The organism is Vulcanococcus sp. DEBay_Sum22DG08_74 (assembly GCF_017852955.1).
Lineage (GTDB): Bacteria > Cyanobacteriota > Cyanobacteriia > PCC-6307 > Cyanobiaceae > Vulcanococcus.
The window spans coordinates 22611-42580 of the sequence record NZ_JAFMKL010000003.1 but is presented as its reverse complement, the minus strand read 5'-3'; the positions used below and the strand labels follow the sequence as shown (position 1 = coordinate 42580).

The 19970-nt window shown below is 64.2% G+C and carries 21 protein-coding genes; 12 read left to right on the top strand and 9 right to left on the bottom strand.

Annotation, left to right across the window (positions count from 1 at the left end; all coding sequences use genetic code 11):
• The first annotated feature begins 22 nt into the window (after window positions 1–22).
• Window positions 23–1306 carry a dihydroorotase gene (locus QZ184_RS01055; protein ID WP_363159405.1) on the top strand — a complete coding sequence of 428 codons (1284 nt, stop codon included), beginning with the start codon at window positions 23–25 and terminating at the stop codon, window positions 1304–1306.
• Here QZ184_RS01055 and lepB read toward each other — a convergent pair.
• Window positions 1275–2036 carry a signal peptidase I gene (lepB, locus tag QZ184_RS01050; protein WP_296415914.1) on the bottom strand — a complete coding sequence of 254 codons (762 nt, stop codon included), beginning with the start codon at window positions 2034–2036 and terminating at the stop codon, window positions 1275–1277. The genes QZ184_RS01055 and lepB overlap by 32 nt on opposite strands.
• A 62-nt stretch (window positions 2037–2098) precedes the next feature.
• Here lepB and QZ184_RS01045 point away from each other — a divergent pair, with 62 nt between their 5' ends.
• The gene (locus tag QZ184_RS01045; protein ID WP_296417748.1) at window positions 2099–3592 is read left to right on the top strand and encodes a hypothetical protein; all 1494 of its coding nucleotides are present in this window, start codon (window positions 2099–2101) and stop codon (window positions 3590–3592) included.
• Here QZ184_RS01045 and QZ184_RS01040 read toward each other — a convergent pair.
• Both QZ184_RS01040 and QZ184_RS01035 read right to left on the bottom strand, forming a co-directional pair.
• Entirely contained in the window at window positions 3558–3932 is a 375-nt protein-coding gene (locus QZ184_RS01040) for a Spx/MgsR family RNA polymerase-binding regulatory protein (RefSeq protein WP_296417746.1), read from the bottom strand. The genes QZ184_RS01045 and QZ184_RS01040 overlap by 35 nt on opposite strands.
• The gene (locus tag QZ184_RS01035) at window positions 3929–4288 is read right to left on the bottom strand and encodes a 2Fe-2S iron-sulfur cluster-binding protein (RefSeq protein ID WP_247479943.1); all 360 of its coding nucleotides are present in this window, start codon (window positions 4286–4288) and stop codon (window positions 3929–3931) included. Before QZ184_RS01035 ends, QZ184_RS01040 begins: the two co-directional genes overlap by 4 nt.
• Before the next feature lie 142 nt (window positions 4289–4430).
• On the opposite strand from QZ184_RS01035, the gene QZ184_RS01030 reads away from it, so the two are divergent.
• A complete protein-coding gene (locus QZ184_RS01030; protein ID WP_232197283.1) occupies window positions 4431–5099 on the top strand; it encodes a class I SAM-dependent methyltransferase in 669 nt (222 codons plus the stop codon).
• Here the strand turns inward: QZ184_RS01030 and QZ184_RS01025 are convergent.
• Entirely contained in the window at window positions 5096–5611 is a 516-nt protein-coding gene (locus QZ184_RS01025; RefSeq protein WP_247477932.1) for an inorganic diphosphatase, read from the bottom strand. The two genes, QZ184_RS01030 and QZ184_RS01025, sit on opposite strands and share 4 nt — an antisense overlap.
• A 358-nt stretch (window positions 5612–5969) precedes the next feature.
• A complete protein-coding gene (locus QZ184_RS01020) occupies window positions 5970–6416 on the bottom strand; it encodes a hypothetical protein (protein ID WP_010316672.1) in 447 nt (148 codons plus the stop codon).
• 240 nt (window positions 6417–6656) lie between these two features.
• Between QZ184_RS01020 and QZ184_RS01015 the strand changes: the two genes are divergently transcribed.
• From QZ184_RS01015 to QZ184_RS01000, 4 genes are all read left to right on the top strand, one after another.
• Entirely contained in the window at window positions 6657–8483 is a 1827-nt protein-coding gene (locus QZ184_RS01015) for a proline--tRNA ligase (protein ID WP_296417744.1), read from the top strand.
• 28 nt (window positions 8484–8511) lie between these two features.
• Window positions 8512–8922 carry a photosystem II protein Psb27 gene (psb27, locus tag QZ184_RS01010; RefSeq protein WP_010316676.1) on the top strand — a complete coding sequence of 137 codons (411 nt, stop codon included), beginning with the start codon at window positions 8512–8514 and terminating at the stop codon, window positions 8920–8922.
• Between the two features lie 148 nt (window positions 8923–9070).
• Window positions 9071–10384 (top strand): adenylosuccinate synthase, encoded by a 1314-nt coding sequence (locus QZ184_RS01005; protein WP_010316677.1) that lies wholly within the window; start codon window positions 9071–9073, stop codon window positions 10382–10384.
• 5 nt (window positions 10385–10389) lie between these two features.
• Complete coding sequence (locus QZ184_RS01000; RefSeq protein ID WP_296417742.1) at window positions 10390–11385, top strand: adenosine kinase; 996 nt, start codon at window positions 10390–10392, stop codon at window positions 11383–11385.
• Here QZ184_RS01000 and cutA read toward each other — a convergent pair.
• Together cutA and QZ184_RS00990 are read right to left on the bottom strand one after the other, a co-directional pair.
• The gene (cutA, locus tag QZ184_RS00995) at window positions 11378–11698 is read right to left on the bottom strand and encodes a divalent-cation tolerance protein CutA (RefSeq protein ID WP_296417739.1); all 321 of its coding nucleotides are present in this window, start codon (window positions 11696–11698) and stop codon (window positions 11378–11380) included. The genes QZ184_RS01000 and cutA overlap by 8 nt on opposite strands.
• A complete protein-coding gene (locus tag QZ184_RS00990) occupies window positions 11695–12537 on the bottom strand; it encodes a precorrin-6A/cobalt-precorrin-6A reductase (protein WP_296415922.1) in 843 nt (280 codons plus the stop codon). Before QZ184_RS00990 ends, cutA begins: the two co-directional genes overlap by 4 nt.
• 11 nt (window positions 12538–12548) lie before the next feature.
• Between QZ184_RS00990 and QZ184_RS00985 the strand changes: the two genes are divergently transcribed.
• On the top strand, window positions 12549–13025 hold the full coding sequence (locus QZ184_RS00985) for a single-stranded DNA-binding protein (RefSeq protein WP_296415924.1): 477 nt from the start codon (window positions 12549–12551) through the stop codon (window positions 13023–13025).
• Between the two features lie 4 nt (window positions 13026–13029).
• Here QZ184_RS00985 and QZ184_RS00980 read toward each other — a convergent pair whose 3' ends face one another.
• A complete protein-coding gene (locus tag QZ184_RS00980) occupies window positions 13030–13251 on the bottom strand; it encodes a hypothetical protein (protein WP_247477948.1) in 222 nt (73 codons plus the stop codon).
• Between QZ184_RS00980 and QZ184_RS00975 the strand changes: the two genes are divergently transcribed.
• From QZ184_RS00975 to QZ184_RS00965, 3 genes are read left to right on the top strand one after another with little or no spacing between them, the layout of a single operon-like run.
• Window positions 13250–13792: a DUF2854 domain-containing protein gene (locus QZ184_RS00975; protein ID WP_296415925.1), complete on the top strand. Its 543-nt coding sequence runs from the start codon at window positions 13250–13252 to the stop codon at window positions 13790–13792. The two genes, QZ184_RS00980 and QZ184_RS00975, sit on opposite strands and share 2 nt — an antisense overlap.
• A 44-nt stretch (window positions 13793–13836) precedes the next feature.
• A complete protein-coding gene (gene argB / locus QZ184_RS00970) occupies window positions 13837–14721 on the top strand; it encodes an acetylglutamate kinase (RefSeq protein ID WP_296417737.1) in 885 nt (294 codons plus the stop codon).
• Window positions 14722–14727: 6 nt separating this feature from the next.
• Window positions 14728–15873 carry a DUF3153 domain-containing protein gene (locus tag QZ184_RS00965; RefSeq protein ID WP_296417734.1) on the top strand — a complete coding sequence of 382 codons (1146 nt, stop codon included), beginning with the start codon at window positions 14728–14730 and terminating at the stop codon, window positions 15871–15873.
• Here QZ184_RS00965 and priA read toward each other — a convergent pair.
• Complete coding sequence (gene priA, locus QZ184_RS00960) at window positions 15870–18125, bottom strand: primosomal protein N' (protein ID WP_296417732.1); 2256 nt, start codon at window positions 18123–18125, stop codon at window positions 15870–15872. The two genes, QZ184_RS00965 and priA, sit on opposite strands and share 4 nt — an antisense overlap.
• Before the next feature lie 408 nt (window positions 18126–18533).
• Between priA and rpoD the strand changes: the two genes are divergently transcribed.
• On the top strand, window positions 18534–19946 hold the full coding sequence (gene rpoD, locus QZ184_RS00955) for an RNA polymerase sigma factor RpoD (RefSeq protein ID WP_296415931.1): 1413 nt from the start codon (window positions 18534–18536) through the stop codon (window positions 19944–19946).
• The last annotated feature ends 24 nt before the right edge of the window (window positions 19947–19970 follow it).

The window sequence follows — 19970 nt, the reverse complement described above, 5'->3', positions numbered from 1 at the left end:
GCCCCAGTCCCCCGCGTTGACCATGTCCATGTCTCTCCCCCAAGCCCTGGTGCTGCGCCAGGTTCAGCTGTTGGAGGGACCAGGCCAGGCGCTTCGCCGCACCGACGTGCGTCTGGAGCAGGGCCGGATCGTCTCCTGGGGTGAGGGTTGCCTGGATCAAAGCACCCCAGAGATGGAGGCCTCGGGGCTCCTGTTGGCCCCTGCCCTGGTCGATCCCCATTCCTGCCTGGACGATCCCCAGAATGGGGTGGCTGAAACCAGGGTCTCCCTGGAGCGTTCCGCGATTGCGGCGGGCTATGGCACCGTCGCTGTTCTGCCGGACTCCTGCCAGTGGCGCGACTCCCCTGAGCGGCTTCAGGCACTGGGTCCGGTGTCCTCAGGGGGCTTCGAGCTTCTGCGCTGGGGCAGCTTCAGCCTGGCGGGGGATGGCCAGGAGCTGGCCCCCCACGGCGATCAATTGGCCAGTGGAGCCCTGGGGCTGGCGGATGGCGCCCAACTCCCCTCTCTGCCGCTGCTTGAGCGTGGCCTCAGCCTGGCGGAAATGGACAACGCTCCCGTCCTCCTCTCGCCCCGTGATCGCCGCCTGGCTCAAGAGGGGTTTGTCCGAGAGGGGGTCGCGGCCCTGCGGGCGGGATGGCCCATGGATCCCTCCACCAGTGAAAGCCTGCCCCTGCGCAGCCTGTTGGCGCTGGCCGAGCGCTATCCCTCGCGCCGCCTGCAGCTGATGAATCTCTCCACCGCCGAGGCGGTGAACCTGCTTGAGGCCGTCGCCCCAGACCAGCGCCCGCCCGCCACGGTCTGTTGGTGGCATCTGCTGGTGGACTCCGCCAGCTTGGATCCGATCGCGGAGGGGTGGCGTGTGGAGCCGCCCCTGGGATCCGCCCTGGATCGCCAGCGGCTGAAGCATGGGCTGCGCCAGGGGCTGATCAGCGCCGTGGCGGTTCACCATCAAGCGCTGGATCCTGAAGAGCAGTTGCTTCCGGTGGATCAGCGCCGCCCTGGTGTCGCCGGCCATCGCTTCGTTCTGCCGGCCCTCTGGCAGGAGCTGGTGCAGACGGATGGCTGGAGTGCCGAGGAGCTCTGGCAGGTGCTCTGTTTTGGCCCCGCCTCACTGCTTGGTCTCGCTCCTCCCCAGCTGGCTCTGGGCACGGATCGCTGGTTGCTCTTTGACCCCCAGCAGGTCTGGTCGGCCCAGCAGGATTCCTACGCTCCGCTGGCTGCCAACCAGCCCCTGGCGAAGGCAACCCTCAAGGGGCAGGTGCTGGCGACGGGGCTTAACCCCCAGCTTTGGCGCCGGAGTCCTTAAGCGGATCGCTGCTCGCTAACGCACCGGATGTGGGGAGGGGCCAGAAGCGCCAGAAGGCCCGTCCAATGATTTCCTGCTCAGGAAGGAAGGCGCCACCGGGCCAGAAACGACCATCCCAGCTGTTCGCCCGGTTGTCCCCCAGCACCAGGACATGGCCCGGAGGGACAACGGCATTCAGGGTCCGGCATTGCCCCATGCCCAGGGCATCGACGGGGCAGTAGTTCTGCACGTAGGGCTCCTTGAGCCAGGTGCCGTTGATGTTGACCTGCCCTCGCGGGTTGACGACGACCCGATCACCGGAGACGGCGACGACGCGTTTGATGTAGGCATCACAGGCCGGATCGGCGACCCCTGGAATGCTGTTCAGAATGGGCAGCTGGGCCAGGACGCAACTGAAGGGTCCGACCTTGCGATCAGCGCTCAGAACGGGATCGAAGTGGTGGGGTGCATGGAAGACCACGATCTCCCCTCGTTTGGGTGAGCGGCTGCGCAGGGAGAGTTTCTCCACCAGCAGCCGGTCCTGCAGCTGTAGTCCAGGCAGCATCGAACCCGAGGGGATGTAGCGGGCCTCCAGGACGTAATGGCGCACGCCCAGGGCCACTCCGAGGGTGATCAGCACCCCCCTCCAGAACACCCAGGGACTCTCCTGGGGGGGCTGTTGAGGGTTGCGTTCGGGGTCTGAACCTCCGCTGTTGCTGCTGGCGGCTTGTGTTGGATCGTGCGAGGACAAGGACGGGGCTGCCAGCTGGGGGTTCGGCTAGGGAAGATTAGGTCCGTCCCCTCGCTTGATCGATGGTTCGTCCGCGTTGGTTGTCCGTTCAGCGAACCGGCGCGGCGCGCAGCTGGTTGATCTGGGATCGGACCATTGCCCTTTGGGCCACGGTCAATTTGGTCTGGGTGGTCTTTGACATCACCTATGTCCCCTTCCGCACCTTCTGGTTGCAACGGAATCTGACCCCGATTCCCCAGGTGCCGCTGGTGGTTCCGCTGACGGTTCTGCCCAACATCACCCCGCTCTACGACCCGGTGAAGGGCATTGAGCCCCATCGGGAGACCCAGGGCTATCTGCAGCAGTTCGACCAACTGGATGGGGCCCTGCTCAAACCCGCTCCATTGAGCAATTCGCTTCAGCTGCGCCGTCAACAGGTGGCACTGACCGAGGCGATGATCAACGAGAACCCCTTTGCCGCCTCAGGCAACAGCGGCACCCTCGAAAAAATCAAGAACCGTTTGCGTCAGCGCGCTGGCTTGGACTCCGCCAAGCAGTCCGCCCAGCGCCTGCTCTCGGACGGCTGGCTACAGCAACACTCCTGGGAGGAGGAGCGGCGCTTCTGGCAGCAGCAGATCCTCCCGCTGGTGGCCACGAGCTATTGGCGCTCGATTGATGAGAACGGCCGCCCCAGCGATCACTTCTGGCGCTACGACCTTCTGCTCTTTCAAAGCGTCTTTGCCTTCGACATCCTGCTGCGGATGCTGCGTTTGCGGCGGCGCTTCCCAGGCCTGAGTTGGCGGGATGCCCTGCTGCGGCGTTGGATCGATCTGCCGCTGTTGCTGCCCTTTTGGCGCTGGATGCGCCTGGCGCCGGTGGTGGAGCGCTTGAGTCAGACGGGAATGATCAATGTCGAGCCGCTGCGGGCCGTGATTAGTCGCGGTGTCGTCTCACTCTTGGCGTTGGAGCTCTTTGAGGTTTTGGCTCTGCAATTGGTGGATGGCACCCAATCGCTGATTCGATCTCCCCAGTGGCCGCGCATGATTCGGAGCCTGCGCAGCCACCAGAGTGTCAGCGCGCTACCCCCCCAGCTCGAGCAGCCCCTCCTGGGTTTGCTGCAGTTGTGGGGACCGATGGTGCTCGGCCAGGTCACCCCCAGGCTGACCCCAGAGCTGCAGTCCCTGCTCAGCCATGCCCTCGAGCAAAGTCTGCGGGAGGTGCCTGGGGGGGCGGTGGTTCCCTCTGCCCTGGCCCGTCAGCTCACCGCCAGCATGGTGGAGACCGTCGTTGAGCTCTCCCGGACAACAGCGGATCGCTTGGCACAGAGCGATGACCGGCAGGCAGAACTGCTGCAGCGCTTCGGTGATCGCTTCTGGGAGGAGTTGGCGGCGGCTCTGGAGCGGGGGGACACCCTGGAGCGCAGTCAGGAGCTGCTCTGCGGCTTGCTCCAGCAGGTGAAGTTGAACTACTTGGCCCAGGTCAACCGCGCCGGCATCGGCGCCTTGATGGAGGAACTCGATGAACTGACAGCGCCTGTGCCGCTTAGCCCAGAGCCGCCTGCCACTCCTCAGGCTTGAATCCCACCAGGGCCGTGCCGGCTTCAGTGATCGCGAAGGGACGCTTGATCAGCTTCCCGTCAGCAGCCAAGGCAGCAAGGGCCTCGTCATCGCTGAGTGCAGCGACGGCCGCGGCACCAAGGGCGCGATAGCTCTGGCCACTGGTGTTGAACAGCCGCTTGCGCCCCAGGCTGTTGAAGGCCAGGCGCAGGTCGTCCAGGCCCGGGGGATCGAGGGTGATATCGATCAGCTCGAGATTCCCATTCCCAACAGAAAAGCCCTGCTGGTCAAGCCATTGCAGGGCTTTGCGGCAGGTGCCGCACTTGGGATAACTGAAGAGCCGAAGACGGCTGCTGCTCACTTGCCCAGCAGGCTCTTGATGGCGCCCACGAGGCTGTTGGAGCCGCTGCCGGTGCCGCCTTGGGGGCGGGTGCGAACGGTCACATCACCGTTGACGCTGGTGCGGCAGCTCAGGCGGTAGTTAGCGGGACGGTCAGCCAGGTAGACCTGCTCGACGTCGCTACGGGGGGAGAGGTTCTGCATGCCCTCAACCACCTCGACGACGCAGGTGCCGCACTGGCCGACACCACCACAGTTATTGAGGTTGTTCAGACCGCCGTAGGGATTGACGCCTGCATCCACGGCAGCCTTGCGAAGGTTGGCCCCTTCAATGCATCCGACCTGCTGGCCTTCCTGTTCAAAACGGATGGTGGGCACGGTCGGGCGGGGATCTTCGGCGCCGACAAACCTACCTGGCCGCAGACGTTCTTTGACGTTGTTTGCTGCGGCTGACACCAAATGCAGCGTCCTGCCGTGTCGCATTGGGCTGCTTAGCATTGGCCTTTCTTTGGCCGAAACGGTGCATCCAGCGGGTTACGACCGTCTCCAGAGCCAAGTCATTCCCGGCTACGGCAGTCTGGCTCGCCTGGCCGTGGCCCTGCTCAGCAGTTCACCCCAGGCTCAGATCGAGGGATCATCCGTCCTGGTGGCGGGCTGCGGCACCGGCGCGGAGCTTCTGGAAGCGGTTGCGCAGCGTCCGGATTGGCGGCTGACGGCCTTGGATCCCAGCGACGAGATGCTCCAGGCCTCGCGCGATCGCCTGGGTGAAGGGGTTCCCATTCGTTGGCATCAAGACACGGTCGAGGGGTTTGTCGCCGCTGACGCCGAAGCCGGTGGCTACGCCGGCGCCCTTTCGGTGCTGGTGCTTCAGTCCCTTCCTGATGACGGCAGCAAACTGGCCTATCTGAGCGCCCTAGCCCAGTGCCTGCAGCCCGGGGCTCAGCTGGTCTTGGTTGACTTGATGCGCAGCTCCCTGACGTCGTTGGAGCCCCAGCTCGATGCGGCCTGGGATCGCTTCCAGCGCGCCAGTGGCCTCGATCTCACCCGCGATCAGTTGGCCTCGGAGGGTTTGCATCCCATCGGTCTGGCCCGTCTCACCAGCCTGGTCAACGCCGCTGGTTTTGGTGATCCGGCCCGGGTGTTTCAGGCCCTGGGTTTTGAAGGCTTTTTGCTGCAGAAGCGGGGTTAAGGCTGTTGCGCTGCGGCGCTGCAGGCTTCGATCAGCGCAGGGACGGCGTCCGCATCGAGCCACCCCAGGATGTCGACGACCCGGCCCTCCATGCTCTTGTAGGTCCGGAAGAATTCGGCCACCTCTTCCAGCTGCACCGGAGCGATCTGTCGAATGCTGTTGATGCCCCGTTGGTTGGGATCGGCCGCAGGAACGCAGAGGAGCTTGCCGTCATGGGCCCCCTCGTCGAGCATGTCGAGGATGCCGATGGGACGGGCCTGGATCAGGCATCCGGCAAAGGTGGGTTCGTGCATGATCACCATCGCGTCCAGAGGAGCGCCGTCCTCTGCGAGGGTGTTGGGGATAAAGCCGTAGTCGAAGGGATAGCGCACGGAGGAGTGCAGCACCCGATCGAGGGCCATCACTCCAGCCTCTTGGTTGAACTCGTATTTATTGCGGCTTCCAGCTGGAATCTCCACCACCAGGTTCACTAGCCCTGGCCGCGGGGAGGCCTGCAGACTGCGCAAATCCATGGCTGGGTTGCTCGATCACGCCAGAGGGGGGAGCCGCTACCTGAGCGGGACCCGATCGACTGCCCAGCACGCTGGCGATGGGAATCACCATGGTGCAGACGGCAACGACAAAGCCCAGAAGGGGAGCGGCGGAGTCGTAAATCGGGCTGGAACTAAAGGGTTCCTCGCTCGATTCGCTCAACACGGGGGTGGATCTGCTGCTTGCGGCTTGCGTGGTGGCCGGAGCCTGAGCCGCAGGAGCGGATCCGCTGGTTCGGGGAGGGGGGTCTGAGTCCATCGACGGGGTTAATGAAAACCCTCAGTACAGATTAGATATGTGCATCCTGACATCCGGCGATGGGACTGTCAGGTGCAGCGTCTATGCCGCGGGGCGTTCTTGCTCGTGCTGATCCCGCCGGCTATCGAGGGTGGTGGGGCTGAGATTGCTGGAGTCCAGAAGCTCTCGAATCGTGCGCAGTTCTTCGAGGATCGAACCCAGGAGTTGCTGGGTTGCCGTTGAAGGGGAGTTCAGTACCTCAACGGTCACTTCCTTGATGCGCAGGACGTCCCGGGCGAAGCGAGCCACCTCATTGGGGTGGAACATCAAGGGTTCTTTCTGATCGCTGCGGTACTCGGGGTTGAGTTTGCGGGGATTGAAAGGCGGGTTGAGGTTGCGCGGATCGGTGTTGGTGTAGCGGTAGACCGAGGCCCGTGAGCGGTTCAACGAACGCTGAACTTCGTCGATGCCAATCAGGTTCTCGGATTGTTCGGAGCTATTGGCTGCGCCTTCTGCACTGGCTTCAATCGCAGCGGCTGCACTGGCCATCCCTTGCCCCATTCCTGAAGTGAACGAATGGGGGTTCATGAGACGTGCGTGCGACGGGTTGGAATCCAGCGGAAACTAGCAGGCTTTCCTCTCTGCAACTGAAATTTCGTCTTGATTTCCGCTTCACTTGTGGCGCTTTTTTAAGCGGGTGGGACGGAACGGTTCGTGGGGCTGCAAATGCTGGCTCCAGGGCTGCTCGAGCAGGTGATAGCTTCCGGCCTCTTTCCTTGCTCGGATCCCATGCGCGTCTCCCGCCTGATGCTGGTGACGCTGCGGGATGACCCCGCCGAGGCTGAGATTGCCTCCCACAAGCTGCTGCTGCGAGCCGGCTATATCCGCAGGATTGGCAGCGGCATCTACGCCTATCTCCCCCTCCTCTGGCGCGTCCTTCAGAAGGTCTCAGCCGTTGTCCGCGAGGAACTCAACGCGGCGGGTGCCCTGGAGACGCTCCTGCCCCAGCTCCAGCCGTCTGAGCTCTGGCAGCGCAGCGGGCGCTGGGCCGGGTACACCGACGGCGAGGGGATCATGTTTCACCTTGAGGACCGTCAAGGTCGCGAGCTCGGTCTCGGCCCGACCCACGAGGAGGTCATCACGGCACTCGCCGCTGATCTGTTGCGTTCCTACCGGCAACTCCCGGTCAACCTGTATCAGGTGCAGACCAAGTTTCGCGATGAGATTCGTCCCCGCTTCGGTCTGATGCGTGGGCGCGAATTCATCATGAAGGACGCCTATTCGTTCCACGCCAACGAGGACTGCCTGAAGCAGACCTACGGCCTGATGGACCAGGCCTACCGCAGGATCTTTCAGCGTTGTGGCCTGCGGGCCGTCGCCGTCGAGGCCGACAGTGGTGCCATCGGCGGTTCGGCCAGCCAGGAATTCATGGTCACGGCTGAATCCGGTGAGGATTTGATCTTGGCCGCCGGCGATGGCCGCTACGCGGCGAACCAAGAGCGGGCGGTTTCCCTACCACCCGAGCCCCAGCCGCTTCCGCCCGGCTCGGCTGTGGAGCGGATCGAGACCCCTGGTCAAAGCACCATTGAGGCCCTGAGCCAGGCCCAGGGTTGGCACCCCACGCAGGTGGTCAAGGTGCTCCTATTGCTGGCTCGCTTTGAAGACGGTCTGCAGCAGCCGTTGCTCGTCTCCCTGCGGGGCGACCAGCAGCTCAATGAGGTCAAGTTGAGCAATGCCGTCAGTCACCGGCTCTCGGCTAAGCACGGCACCCTTTTGGACCTGCAAGCACTGCAGCCCGATGAGGCGGCCAAGCAAGGCCTGACGGGGATTCCCTTTGGCTACATCGGGCCGGATTTGAGCGACGTGGTGCTCTCCGGTGCCAAGTCTTGGGCCACCCGCTTTGAGCGCTTTGCCGATGGCACCGCCACGGCCTTGGAGGTCTTCATTTGCGGCGCGAATGAGCGTGATGCCCATCGGCTGGGCGTGAGCTGGGCTGCGCTCGGGGGTGCTCCTGATTCAGGCGATCTGCGCTCCGCGCAGCCCGGGGATCGCTGCGTCCATGACCCCAGCCAAACCCTCGAAGCCAGCCGTGGAATCGAGGTTGGGCACATCTTCCAGCTCGGCAGGAAGTACTCCACGGCCCTGGACGCCACCTTTACCAATGAGTCCGGCCAGGAGGAGCCCCTGTGGATGGGCTGCTACGGCATCGGTGTATCGAGGCTGGCCCAGGCCGCCGTCGAGCAACACCACGACGCCAACGGAATCTGTTGGCCCACCGCAATCGCTCCCTATGAGGTGATTGTCGTGATCGCCAACGTCAAAGAAACGGAGCAGGTGGACTTGGCGGAACGTCTCTACGACCAGTTGCAGGCGGCCGGCGTTGATGTGCTGCTCGACGACCGCTCTGAACGGGCTGGCGTCAAGTTCAAGGACTCAGAGCTGCTCGGAATTCCCTGGCGGGTCGTGGTCGGTCGCGGCGCGGCTGAGGGCCAGGTGGAGTTGGTTCAGCGCTCCACAGGTGCCAAACAGGACCTCGCGGCTGACCAGCTGGAAGCCACCTTGCTGCCCCAGCTCCTGCTGGAGCGTCAAGGACTTCTGGCCGCCGAGGCCCCCTAGGATCCCGCTCAAGTTGATCCCGAGTCCGATGGCAGCTGGTTGGCGTCGAATCAAAGCAGCCCTGCTGGCTGTCTGCCTGGGCCTGACCCTGCTGGTGACGGCTTGCTCTGGCAGCTCGGGTCCCCTGACCGGTAACTACGCGGAGGACACGGTTGTCGTCGCGGATCAGCTGATGGCCACCATTGCCATTGCGGCTGATGATCCTGGCCGCAGTGAGGCGGAGACCTCGGCACGGGCCCTGATCAATGACTACATGGCCCGCTACCGCCCCCAGGCCAAATTCAACGGCTTGGCCTCCTTCACCACGATGCAGACGGCCCTGAACTCCCTGGCGGGCCACTACGCGAACTACCCAAATCGCCCCGTCCCCGATGCCCTGAAGGAGCGCCTGAATAAGGAACTCAAAAAAGCTGAGACCGGTGTCGTGCGCGGCGCCTGATCGTCTCCGCCTTCGTTGTTTGAACCCAAAGCGGCCCAACCGGGCCGCTTTTTTAATCCAAACAATTCCGTGATTGTTTTGACGGAGGGTCACCCCATCTGAGATCCTTGATCCTTGTGCTTAGAAGCGGCTGCGGGCCGCTGTGTCCTTGGCCAACGTTGTCGTCATCGGTGCTCAATGGGGTGACGAGGGGAAGGGCAAGATCACCGATCTCCTGAGTCGTTCGGCCGATGTGGTCGTCCGTTATCAGGGCGGTGTGAATGCCGGCCACACGATTGTTGTGGACGACAAGGTGCTGAAGCTGCACCTGATTCCCTCCGGCATTCTTTACCCAGGAACCGTCTGCCTGATCGGCTCCGGCACCGTTGTGGACCCCAAGGTCATGATCGGTGAGCTGGACATGCTCGCTGAGAACGGCATCCCGGTCGACGACCTGCGTTTGGCCGCGACGGCCCACGTGACGATGCCCTACCACCGCCTGTTGGATCAGGCGATGGAGCAGCGCCGCGGGGATCAGCGCATTGGCACCACCGGCCGTGGCATTGGCCCGACCTACGCCGATAAGTCCCAGCGCAACGGGATCCGGGTGATCGACATCCTGGATGAATCGCGCCTTCGGGAACGTTTGGCCGGTCCGCTGGCGGAGAAGAACGAGATCCTGCAAAAGATCTACGGCATCGAGCCCCTGGATTTCGACGCCGTCGTTGCTGAGTACGTGGCCTACGGCCAGCGCTTGGCTCCCCACGTCGTCGATTGCACCCGCACCATTCACCAGGCGGCCAAGGCCAAAAAGAACATCCTGTTTGAGGGTGCCCAGGGCACCCTGCTGGATCTCGATCACGGCACCTACCCCTACGTCACCTCATCGAATCCAGTCAGTGGTGGTGCCTGCATTGGTGCTGGCGTCGGTCCGACCCTGATTGACCGCGTGATCGGTGTGGCCAAGGCCTACACCACCCGCGTCGGTGAAGGTCCCTTCCCTACGGAATTGGAGGGCAGCCTGAATGACCACCTCTGCGATCGAGGTGGTGAATTCGGAACCACCACCGGACGTCGCCGCCGCTGCGGTTGGTTTGACGGGGTGATCGGCCGCTATGCCGTTGAGGTCAACGGTCTCGATTGCCTGGCCATCACCAAGCTCGATGTTCTCGATGAACTCGACGAGATCCAGGTCTGTGTGGCCTATGAACTCGATGGCCAGCGCATCGAGCACTTCCCCGGCTCCGCTGAGGATTTCGCCCGCTGTCAGCCCATCTTTGAGACCCTGCCGGGTTGGCAGACCTCCACGGCTGATTGCCGCCGCCTTGAGGATCTTCCCCCGACGGCCATGAGCTATCTCCGCTTCCTTGCTGAGCTCATGGAAGTGCCGATTGCGATCGTTTCCTTGGGTGCTGATCGCGACCAAACCATCGTGGTCGAAGACCCCATTCACGGTCCCAAGCGGGCCCTGCTGAGCCGCTGATTCCCATGCCTGAAGTGAAGACCTTGGATGTTGTCGGGATCGGCAACGCGATCGTTGACGTGCTTGTTCAGGCCGACGATGCCGTCATCGAGGGCTTTGGCCTGACCAAAGGCACGATGGCCCTGATTGATCAGGACCAAGCCGAGTCGCTCTACTCCAAGCTCGGCCCTGGCTTGGAAACCTCTGGGGGATCCGCGGCTAACACCCTGGCTGGCATTGCCCAGCTTGGCGGGCGTGCTGGCTTTATTGGTCGGGTGCGGGATGACCAATTGGGCACGATCTTTGCCCATGACATCCGTGCTGTGGGGACCCGTTATGAGACCCCCGCAGCAACGGCCGGGGCCTCGACCGCACGCTGCTTGATCCTGGTGTCACCGGATGCGCAGCGCACCATGTGCACCTACTTGGGTGCCTCGGTTGGCCTCGATCCCAGCGATCTGAATCTCGAGATGGTGGCCCAGGCGAAGGTGCTCTACCTCGAGGGCTATCTCTGGGATAGCGACGACGCCAAGGCTGCTTTTCTTGCGGCCGCCAAGGTGGCGAAAGAGAACGGTGCCGAAGTGGCGCTGAGCCTCTCCGATGCGTTCTGCGTGGAACGGCATCGCGACAGCTTCCTTGAGCTGGTCGACGGCCATGTCGACATTCTCTTTGCCAATGAGATGGAGATCACCTCCCTCTACAAGGCCAATAGCTTTGATGAGGCCGCCCAGGCTGTCCGCGGCCGCTGCCGCATCGCCGCCTTGACCCGCAGCGAGCAGGGTTCTGTGATTCTCAGCGGCAATTCATCGATCGCCATTAAGCCCTTCAACCTGGGCCCGCTCGTGGACACCACGGGCGCCGGTGACCTCTATGCCGGTGGTTTCCTGCATGCCTATACCCAGGGCGAATCGCTGGAGCGCTGTGGTCAGCTCGCCTCGCTCTGCGCTGGTCAGGTGGTGACCCAGCTGGGTCCCCGCTCCCAGGTCGATCTGAAGGCCCTCGCCCAGACGCACCTCAACTAGGGCGGCAGGCCGCTTCAGCCCAGGCTCCATAGCCAGGGCTTGCTTCTGCACTCCAGACGATCCATTCGGGTGTCTCGTAGCTGTGGTGCTCATGGACGGCGGCCTCCAGGGCCTGCTGCTGCTCTCGAGTGGTTTTGATCAGCAGCTCGACCTCCGCGCTGTCCTCGATCTGTCCCTGCCACCAGTAGAGGGCCCGTTGCGGTCGCAGGGCGACGCAGGCCGCCAGACGCCTCTCCAGAAGAACGCGGGCGAGGGCCTCGGCGGTCTCTGGGTTGGCCTCGGTGGTGAGGGCCAGGATCAACGATGGGCTCATGACCGCGCTTGCGCTGCCCCAACTTGACGCAGGATTCCTTCCGGTGTCAGGCCTACTGGCAGCTGTTCTGCGGGGGGGCGGATCTGGATCAACTGCAGGCCCAGCTCCTGGCTGAGGTTCTGCCAGATCTGCTGGGTGAGTCCCCCGGATTGCCTGCAGAGCACGGCGCTGATCCCCCAGCGCCGGCAGAGGGCGCGTTCGATGGCGCCCTCGGGCAAAGCCCCGGGCCGTACGCAGGCCAGCTGTTGCGGTTCAAAGCCTGCCGCTAGGGCAAGACGCAGGCTCTCCGGGTTGTCGAGGATTCGCGCGAAGTGCTGCGAAGCGGAGCTCTGGCGCAGGGCCGCTTGGAGGTGTCTCGAGCCAATGGCCAGGAGCAGTCGCTCTCCCCCCAGCGCGATGGAACGCAGATCCTCGAACTGTTGGATCCCATGGATCCGGGTTCCTTCAGGCAGGCGAGGGGTCTCCCGTTGCAGTCGCAGCAGGGGTTGGTTCATGGCCTGGCAGCGCCGTTGCAGCCTGCCGCTGATCACTGCGGCGAAGGGATGGGAGGCATCGAGCACCCAGCGGGGTCTGAGCGTCCTCAGCAGTTGATCAACGGCCTCATCCTCCTGGAGCTTCCCCACCTGAAAGCGCAGATTGGGGTGGGACCGATAGGCCCGTGTGGCGGAGGCGCTGACCACGCTGACCAGGACGTTCCAGCCCTGCTGCAGCAAGGCCTGGGCCAGGGGCGGACCATCCCCGGTGCCTGAGACCAACCAGATCGTCTCGGCAGGGGCCGAGGTCGAGGAATCCCCCTGGTGAAATTCCAGGCCTTGCATCAGGATGTGGCCCCGTGCCATTGACCGGTCCTGTGAACCATTGCTTGCTGGAGGTGGAGGTGCTGGAGGCGCCTCAGGTTCGATACACCCAGGACAACCAAACTCCAGTGGCGGAGATGGCCGTTCAGTTCGATGGGCTGCGTCCTGATGATCCGGCGGGTCAGCTCAAGGTTGTCGGCTGGGGAAGTCTTGCTCAGGACCTGCAGAACCGTGTGCAGGTTGGCCAGCGGCTGATGGTCGAGGGTCGTCTGCGGATGAACACCGTGAGCCGCCAGGACGGGACCAAGGAAAAGCGCGCTGAATTCACGCTCTCCCGCCTGCATCCCCTCGGTAGCAGTGGCGGTGGCAGTGCCGCCCCTCGTCCCGCCGCTGCTGCACCGGCTGCTGCACCGGCTTCGGCTCCTGCCCCTGTCCGCAGTGCCGCCCCCGCACAGCAGCAGCCTCCCACCTGGAACACCGCACCCCTGGTTCCTGACCTTCCCGAGGGCGAGGACGAGATTCCGTTCTGATCGCTTAGCTGCTGGGGCTGAGTCGTTCTTGGGCCTGCTCCAGCAGCTGACCCAGTTCACGCTCCAGGGCGGCCAGGTCTAAGCGCAGTTCTGGCCAACGTCCCTGGTCCAGCTGCTGCAACAACCAGAGCCGGTCCCGTTGCAGCTGTTCAACCAGCTCCGCTGTGCTGGGGGCATCCTGCGCGGGGTTGGGCTCCTGCCCCCCGTTGACCGAAGATGCCTGCATGCTCGCAATCGCTTCCCCCGGCAGCCTAGTCACCTTGGCTGGTGCGGCCCTCTCGGTCATTGGCTGGATTGGCTACGCCACCTCCAATCCGAACCTCAGCCTGCCGACGATTTTTTACGGCATCCCGATCCTCTTGGGTGGGTTGGCTCTCAAGTCCTCCGAACTGCCCCCTGCAGAGCTCCTGGAGGCAGAGCCAGATGCGGTTGCCCTGCGTGAGCAGGCCGCCAGTAAGACCCTCCGCAAGCTGGTGAAAGACGTCACCCGTTGGCGCTATGGCCAGAAGGCTCACCTCGAGAGCTCCCTGGAGGCCCTCAAGCTCTGGGATGAGGATGAGCCCCCTCAGTTGATCAGCGTGCTTGAGCGCGCCGTCGACGGTCGCTATGCCGTTGCGATGCGGTTTCGCTGTGAAGCGGTTCCCTTCGAGCGTTGGCAGGAGAAACAGGACCGACTGGGCCGATTCTTCGATCGCGGCCTGCGGGCAGAGCTCAGTGAGCCCTCCAAAGGTGAGGTGCTCCTTGAGTTGTTGCCTGCTGCTGGCTAAACCTGAGCACATCTAGGCCCCTCTTCTCGAGACAAGTCCCTCCCTTGAGCGAACGTCCTGCTGATCGCACTGACGCCCTGCGGGTGTCGGTGCTGAGTGAAGCCCTCCCCTACATCCAACGTTTTTCCGGCCGCCGCGTCGTCGTGAAATACGGCGGTGCGGCCATGGTTCGCGAAGACCTGCGCGATGCGGTCTATCGCGACTTGGTGCTGCTTGCTTCGGTCGGCGTGAAGCCGGTGGTCGTGCACGGCGGCGGGCCCGAGATCAATGAGTGGTTGGGGCGCCTGAACATCGAGCCCCAATTCCGCAATGGCCTGCGGGTGACCTGCCCGGACACCATGGATGTGGTGGAGATGGTCCTGGTGGGCCGGGTCAACAAGCAGATCGTCAACGGCTTGAATCGTCTGGGCGCCAGGGCCGTGGGCCTCTCCGGTAGCGATGGCCCGCTGGTGCGGGCTCGCACCTATGGCGATGGGACCAATGGCCTGGTGGGGGATGTGGCTGCGGTGGACCCGTCTGTTCTCTTCCCCTTGCTGGATGCCGGCTACATCCCCGTCATCTCCTCGGTGGCAGCCGACGCCGAGGGCCAAGCCCACAACATCAATGCCGACACGGTCGCTGGGGAGTTGGCTGCAGCCCTGGAAGCGGAGAAATTGATTCTCCTGACCGATACCCCGGGGATCCTGCGGGACCGGGAAGACCCCAGTTCGTTGATTCGCTCCGTGAGTCTCTCCGGCGCCCGCGAGCTGATCAGCAGCGGTGTCGTGGCCGGCGGGATGACGCCGAAAACCGAATGCTGCATTCGCGCCTTGGCCCAGGGGGTCGCCGCCGCCCACATCGTCGATGGCCGAACACCCCATGCGCTCTTGCTGGAGGTGTTCACCGACGCGGGCATCGGCACGATGGTGACCGGCCGATCCAACCTCTAGGTGCCGGTGGAGGAGTCCAACGCTGCCCAGCCCGCGGAGGCGTTTGATCCAGCGACGCTTCTCCCGGCACGATCAGCCCTGGAGAGGGGCGACTACGGCACCTGTGAACGCTTGCTGGAGCCGCTGCTGCAAGCCCACGGTGCGATGACCCGGGCGGGGGGAGAGGTCCGGCTTCTGCTGGCCACGGCCCAGTTGGGGCGTGGGGATCACAAGGCCGCGGCGGCGACCTGCCGCAGCCTTCGGGCCTGCCGCGACACCACCCTGCGCGCCCAGGCCAAGGACCTCCAGGAGATCCTTGACGCGCCGGCCTTGGTGAGGCCCAGGGAGTGGTCGATGACCCTTCCGAGCCTGGGGGAGATGAAGCCCCTGGAGGGCGAGCTCAAGGCGATGGCCCGTCAACGCCGCCGCCGCCGCGGACCCCCAGAGCCACCACCACCGCCCACTGGACCCACCCAGGCTCCCTTGGGTTTCGCTGTCGTGGCGATCGTTCTGTTGCTGCTGACGGCTCTGCTCGGTGGTTGCGTCGACCTCGAGACCCAGCTGCGCTTCCCCGGCCCTGGACGCCTGCAGTTTGAGCAGCGCAGTCAATCCCAGACGGATCAGCCCCTTCCTTGGCAGAGCCAGTGGCGGCAAGGGCTGCGCGGCCGCTCCCTGCGCGTGGACCAAGACCATGGCCGCCTGACGCTGGTCTCGCCGGTGCTGCCTGCTGCTCAGGCTTTGAGGCTGCTGCAGGACAGTCTTGAGCAGGGTGCTGCATTGGCCAACCTGGATCTACCCGCACCTGAACTGGACTTCCAGGAGCGCAACTGGTTGATCGGCGTGCGTCAGCGGCTGGCCATCCAGCTGGATCTGGAGACGCTCCAGCCCCTGCCTGGATTGCAGTTGAGCGTTGCCCTCGAACCACTTCCGCTGCGTGCGATTCAGTCCTCTGGGCCCATCCCCGCCCGCGCCATGCGTCGGGGCAAGGGCGAGCCTGAGGTTGTCCGTTGGCGCCTTGAGCCCGGGGCGGTGAATACGCTCCAGCTCTCCTGCTGGCGCTGGAGCAAGCTTGGCCTGGGCACCCTGGCCATCAGCCTGCTCCTGCTGCTGGTGGCACTGCTTCAGCGGCTGCGCATTGCCGCTGGTTTTGGCTTGCCCCAGCTGCCGGCCTAGAGCTCCAGCGGATCTGGGTCGATCGCCAGACTGACGTCATGGGGGAGCAGGGCCCGCAGCTCTGTCTCCATGGGCAGTGGAAGCTCAGAGCCGGCTGGTCCGTGCAGCAGGAGCTGCCAGCGGCTGTTCCCCGCCACCCTGGCCACCGGCGCTGGAGCTGGTCCGATCAGCAGCCACCCCTGCTGCATCAGCGCCGCACGCAGGTGTTCCGCCAGGCTGGAGGCGGCCGTCGCGGTTCGACTGGCGGATGGTCCCGCGAGGCGCAACAGGCAGGCCCGGCTAAAGGGAACCAGGGATGCGGCCTGCCGTTGTTGGAGTTCCTCCTTCAAAAAGGCTTCATAGCGGCCATCCACCAGATGGCGAATCACGGGATGTTCGGGGCTGTAGGTCTGCACTAGGACCTCCCCAGGACGGTCCCCTCTCCCCGCCCGGCCGGCCAATTGCAGCAGCAGCTGCAGGCTTTCCTCTGCGGCCCGCAGATCGGGTCGATGCAGGAGCCCATCGGCGGCCAGCACGGCAGCCAGGGTCACCCGCGGCAGATCCATCCCCTTGGCGAGCATCTGGGTTCCGATCAAGACATCGGCTTCCCCGCGGGCAAACCGCTCAAGGAGTTGCCGATGGCCATCGCGCCCGCGGGTGGTGTCCCTGTCGAAGCGCAGCAGCCGCAGCTCCTCCAGTTCGCCCGATAGGTGCTCCAGCACCTGTTGCGTTCCGGCCCCAAAGGGCTTGAAGGCCGTGGAGCCGCAATGGCCGCAGCGGCGCTCCACCTCTGCACGGTGGTCGCACCAGTGGCAGCGCAGCCAGGAGCGCTCCCGTTGCCGGTGCACCGTGAGGGCCACGTCGCAGTGGGGACACTGCACCACTTCGCCGCAGCTGCGGCAACTCAAAAAACTGCTGTAGCCCCGCCTGGGTACCAGCACGACCGCCTGCTCCCCCCGTTCTTTGAGGGTCTGGAGCCGGTCCATCAGCGGCCGACTCACCAGACGCCGGTGGCCCTCCGCCAGTTCCTGCCGCATGTCCACCACCAGGACCGGTGGCAGGACACTGCTGCCAATGCGCTTAGGGAGTCGCACCAGCTGGCACTGCGGCTGGGGACCTTGGCAGGCGCGCCAGGTCTCCAGGCTTGGGGTGGCACTGCCGAGGATCAACTTGGCCCCGCTGGCTTGAACCCGCAGTTGGGCCACGTCTCGGGCGTGATAACAGGGCATCGGGCTGTCCTGTTTGTAGGAGCGATCGTGCTCCTCATCGAGCACCACCAAGCCCAGCTGCTTGAGCGGTAGGAAGATCGCCGAACGGGTGCCCACCACCAGCAGCGGAGAGGGGCTATCGAGGCAGTGGCGCCAGGTTCGAATGCGCGCGCCGTCACTGCAACCCGAGTGGTATTCCGCCACCGCCGCACCAAAGCGGGCTCGGCTGCGATCCAGCAGCTGGGGAATGAGTCCAATCTCAGGGGTCAGCAGCAACACGGACCGTCCTGCCTGCAGTTCGCGTGCGGCGGCCTGGAGGTAGACCTCCGTCTTGCCAGCCCCCGTCACCCCCCAGAGCAGGAGCTGGCTTCCTGGTTGAGCTTCCTCAATGGCGGCTAGCGCTTGGGCTTGATCCTCAGTGAGCTGCTTGGGGATGCTGCTGTCGCCCCCTGGGCGCATCACCTCCTCGGCCTGAAAGGGGCGCCGCTCTCGCCGAAGGACTCCCCGGCGCTGCAGGGTGTCACTGACCGAGCGGCTGACCTGAGCGGCCTCGAGGGCCTGGGTTTGCCAGCACTGGCCGCCGTGGGCCTCCAGCACCTGGAGCAGACGGCTTTGGGCGTCGCTCCAGCTGCTGCGCTCCGTTTCCGTGGGGGGCTGAATCAGCTCGAGCCAGAGCTGCTCCCGCGGCCGCTGAGCCGCTGCGGCCGGGCGCTGCCCAAGCCAGCCAGGGGGTAGGACCGCTTTGAGCGTTCGGAAGGAGGTGGTTCGGCACTGTTGCGCAACCGTCTCAATCAGGCTTTGCCAGTCGGGCTCAACAGCGGCCTGTTGATGGACGGTTTCGATCGGTTGCAGGGCTTTGCCGGCTAAGGCCGCGGGCCGTTCATCCAGCAGCTCCAGCACCAGCCCGATGTGGCGCCGTCCCCGGAGTCGAATTTGCACCAGATCCCCTCTGGCGCAGGGGACTTGCTTGGGGTTGCTGTAGGTGAACACCTGCCCCTCACGGCCCGCCTCAAGCCAGACCTGGACCCAGGAACCCTGGCCATCTGCTGGGGTGGGGCCGGTCACTCTTGCAAAGCTCTTGGGAGTTTCTTAAGATGAGTCTGTTGAGCAGTCCATAGGGCTGCAGTCGGAACCCGGCAAAGTTCCGTCCAGCGGGAAGATCTTGAGGACAGCCAGCACTGCTGCGCGCCCGATCTGCGACCACCCCTGACAGCCTTGCTGGGCTTCTGGCCCCGTTCCCATTCCTTTCTATTCCCCTCAGCACGCCGCCAAGTCCCTTGGCAAGTCTGCTGGGTTCGTTGACGCCCCACCAATTCATCGTTCCCATGGGTCATTGAGCCTTGACCGGCTCTGTCGCCCGATCGATGCGGCCCTTCGCCGACTCCGGTCGATCGATGATTGGCACCTCGCCCTTGGCTTGGTCGGGTCTGCGTCTGACGTGTCAACCGCCTCAACATCATCTAGCCGAACGCGATGAGTCCTGCTGCTGCGACAAAGAAGTCAGCGACCACCAAGACGACCACGAAGGCAGCTGCGACGGCCAAAAAGCCCGCTGCTGAAATCCTCGCCGTGGCCAATTCTTCGGGTGAGACCGTCAAGGTGACGAAGGCCAAGGCCGCCAGCAAGACCAAGAAGGACGCCGAGGCCGCGAACAAGGTCAGCCCAACCAAGGCCAAGGCCACGAAGGCTGCATCGACGAAAGCGGCCTCCACCAAGGCCGCCAGTAGCAAAAAGCCTGCATCGACCAAGGCTGCTTCCACAAAGGCTGCGGCATCGAAAGCCACCAGCAAGAAGGCCGCGGCCGCCGACCTGGACAAGGCGGCTGATCAGCTGCTGGCAGCGGCGGGCAAGGCTCCAGCTGCCGATGCCAAGGCCACGGAGAAGGATGCAGCGAAAACCGCCAAAGCCCTGGCGAGCATCAAGATCGGGCCGAAGGGTGTCTACACCGAAGACTCCATCCGGGTTTATCTCCAAGAGATCGGCCGGATTCGACTGCTGCGTCCTGACGAGGAGATTGAGCTGGCCCGCAAAATTGCGGACCTGCTGCAGCTCGAGGAGCTAGCGAACCAGTTCGAGGCAGACAACGGCCACTACCCCGACACCAAGGAGTGGGCGGCTCTCGTCGAGATGCCCCTGGTCAAGTTCCGCCGGCGCCTGATGTTGGGTCGCCGCGCCAAGGAAAAGATGGTCCAGTCGAACCTCCGTTTGGTGGTGTCGATTGCCAAGAAGTACATGAACCGGGGCCTGAGCTTCCAGGACTTGATTCAGGAGGGCTCCCTCGGACTGATTCGCGCCGCCGAGAAGTTCGATCACGAGAAGGGCTACAAGTTCTCGACCTACGCCACCTGGTGGATTCGTCAGGCGATCACCCGCGCGATTGCGGATCAGTCCCGCACGATCCGTCTGCCGGTCCACCTGTACGAGACCATTTCTCGGATCAAGAAGACCACCAAGACCCTCTCTCAAGAGTTCGGCCGCAAGCCCACTGAAGAGGAGATTGCTGAATCGATGGAGATGACCATCGAGAAGCTCCGCTTCATTGCCAAGAGTGCTCAGCTGCCGATTTCGCTGGAGACACCGATTGGCAAGGAGGAAGACTCCCGCCTGGGTGACTTCATTGAGGCTGATATCGAGAATCCTGAGCAGGACGTCGCCAAGAACCTGCTGAGGGAAGATCTCGAGGGTGTTCTGGCGACCCTGAGCCCCCGTGAGCGCGATGTGCTGCGCCTGCGCTACGGCCTGGACGATGGTCGGATGAAGACCCTCGAGGAGATCGGGCAGATCTTTGATGTGACCCGCGAGCGCATCCGCCAGATCGAGGCCAAGGCCCTGCGCAAACTGCGGCACCCCAACCGCAATGGCGTGCTCAAGGAGTACATCAAGTAACCAACTCTTTGACTGCGGTCCAAG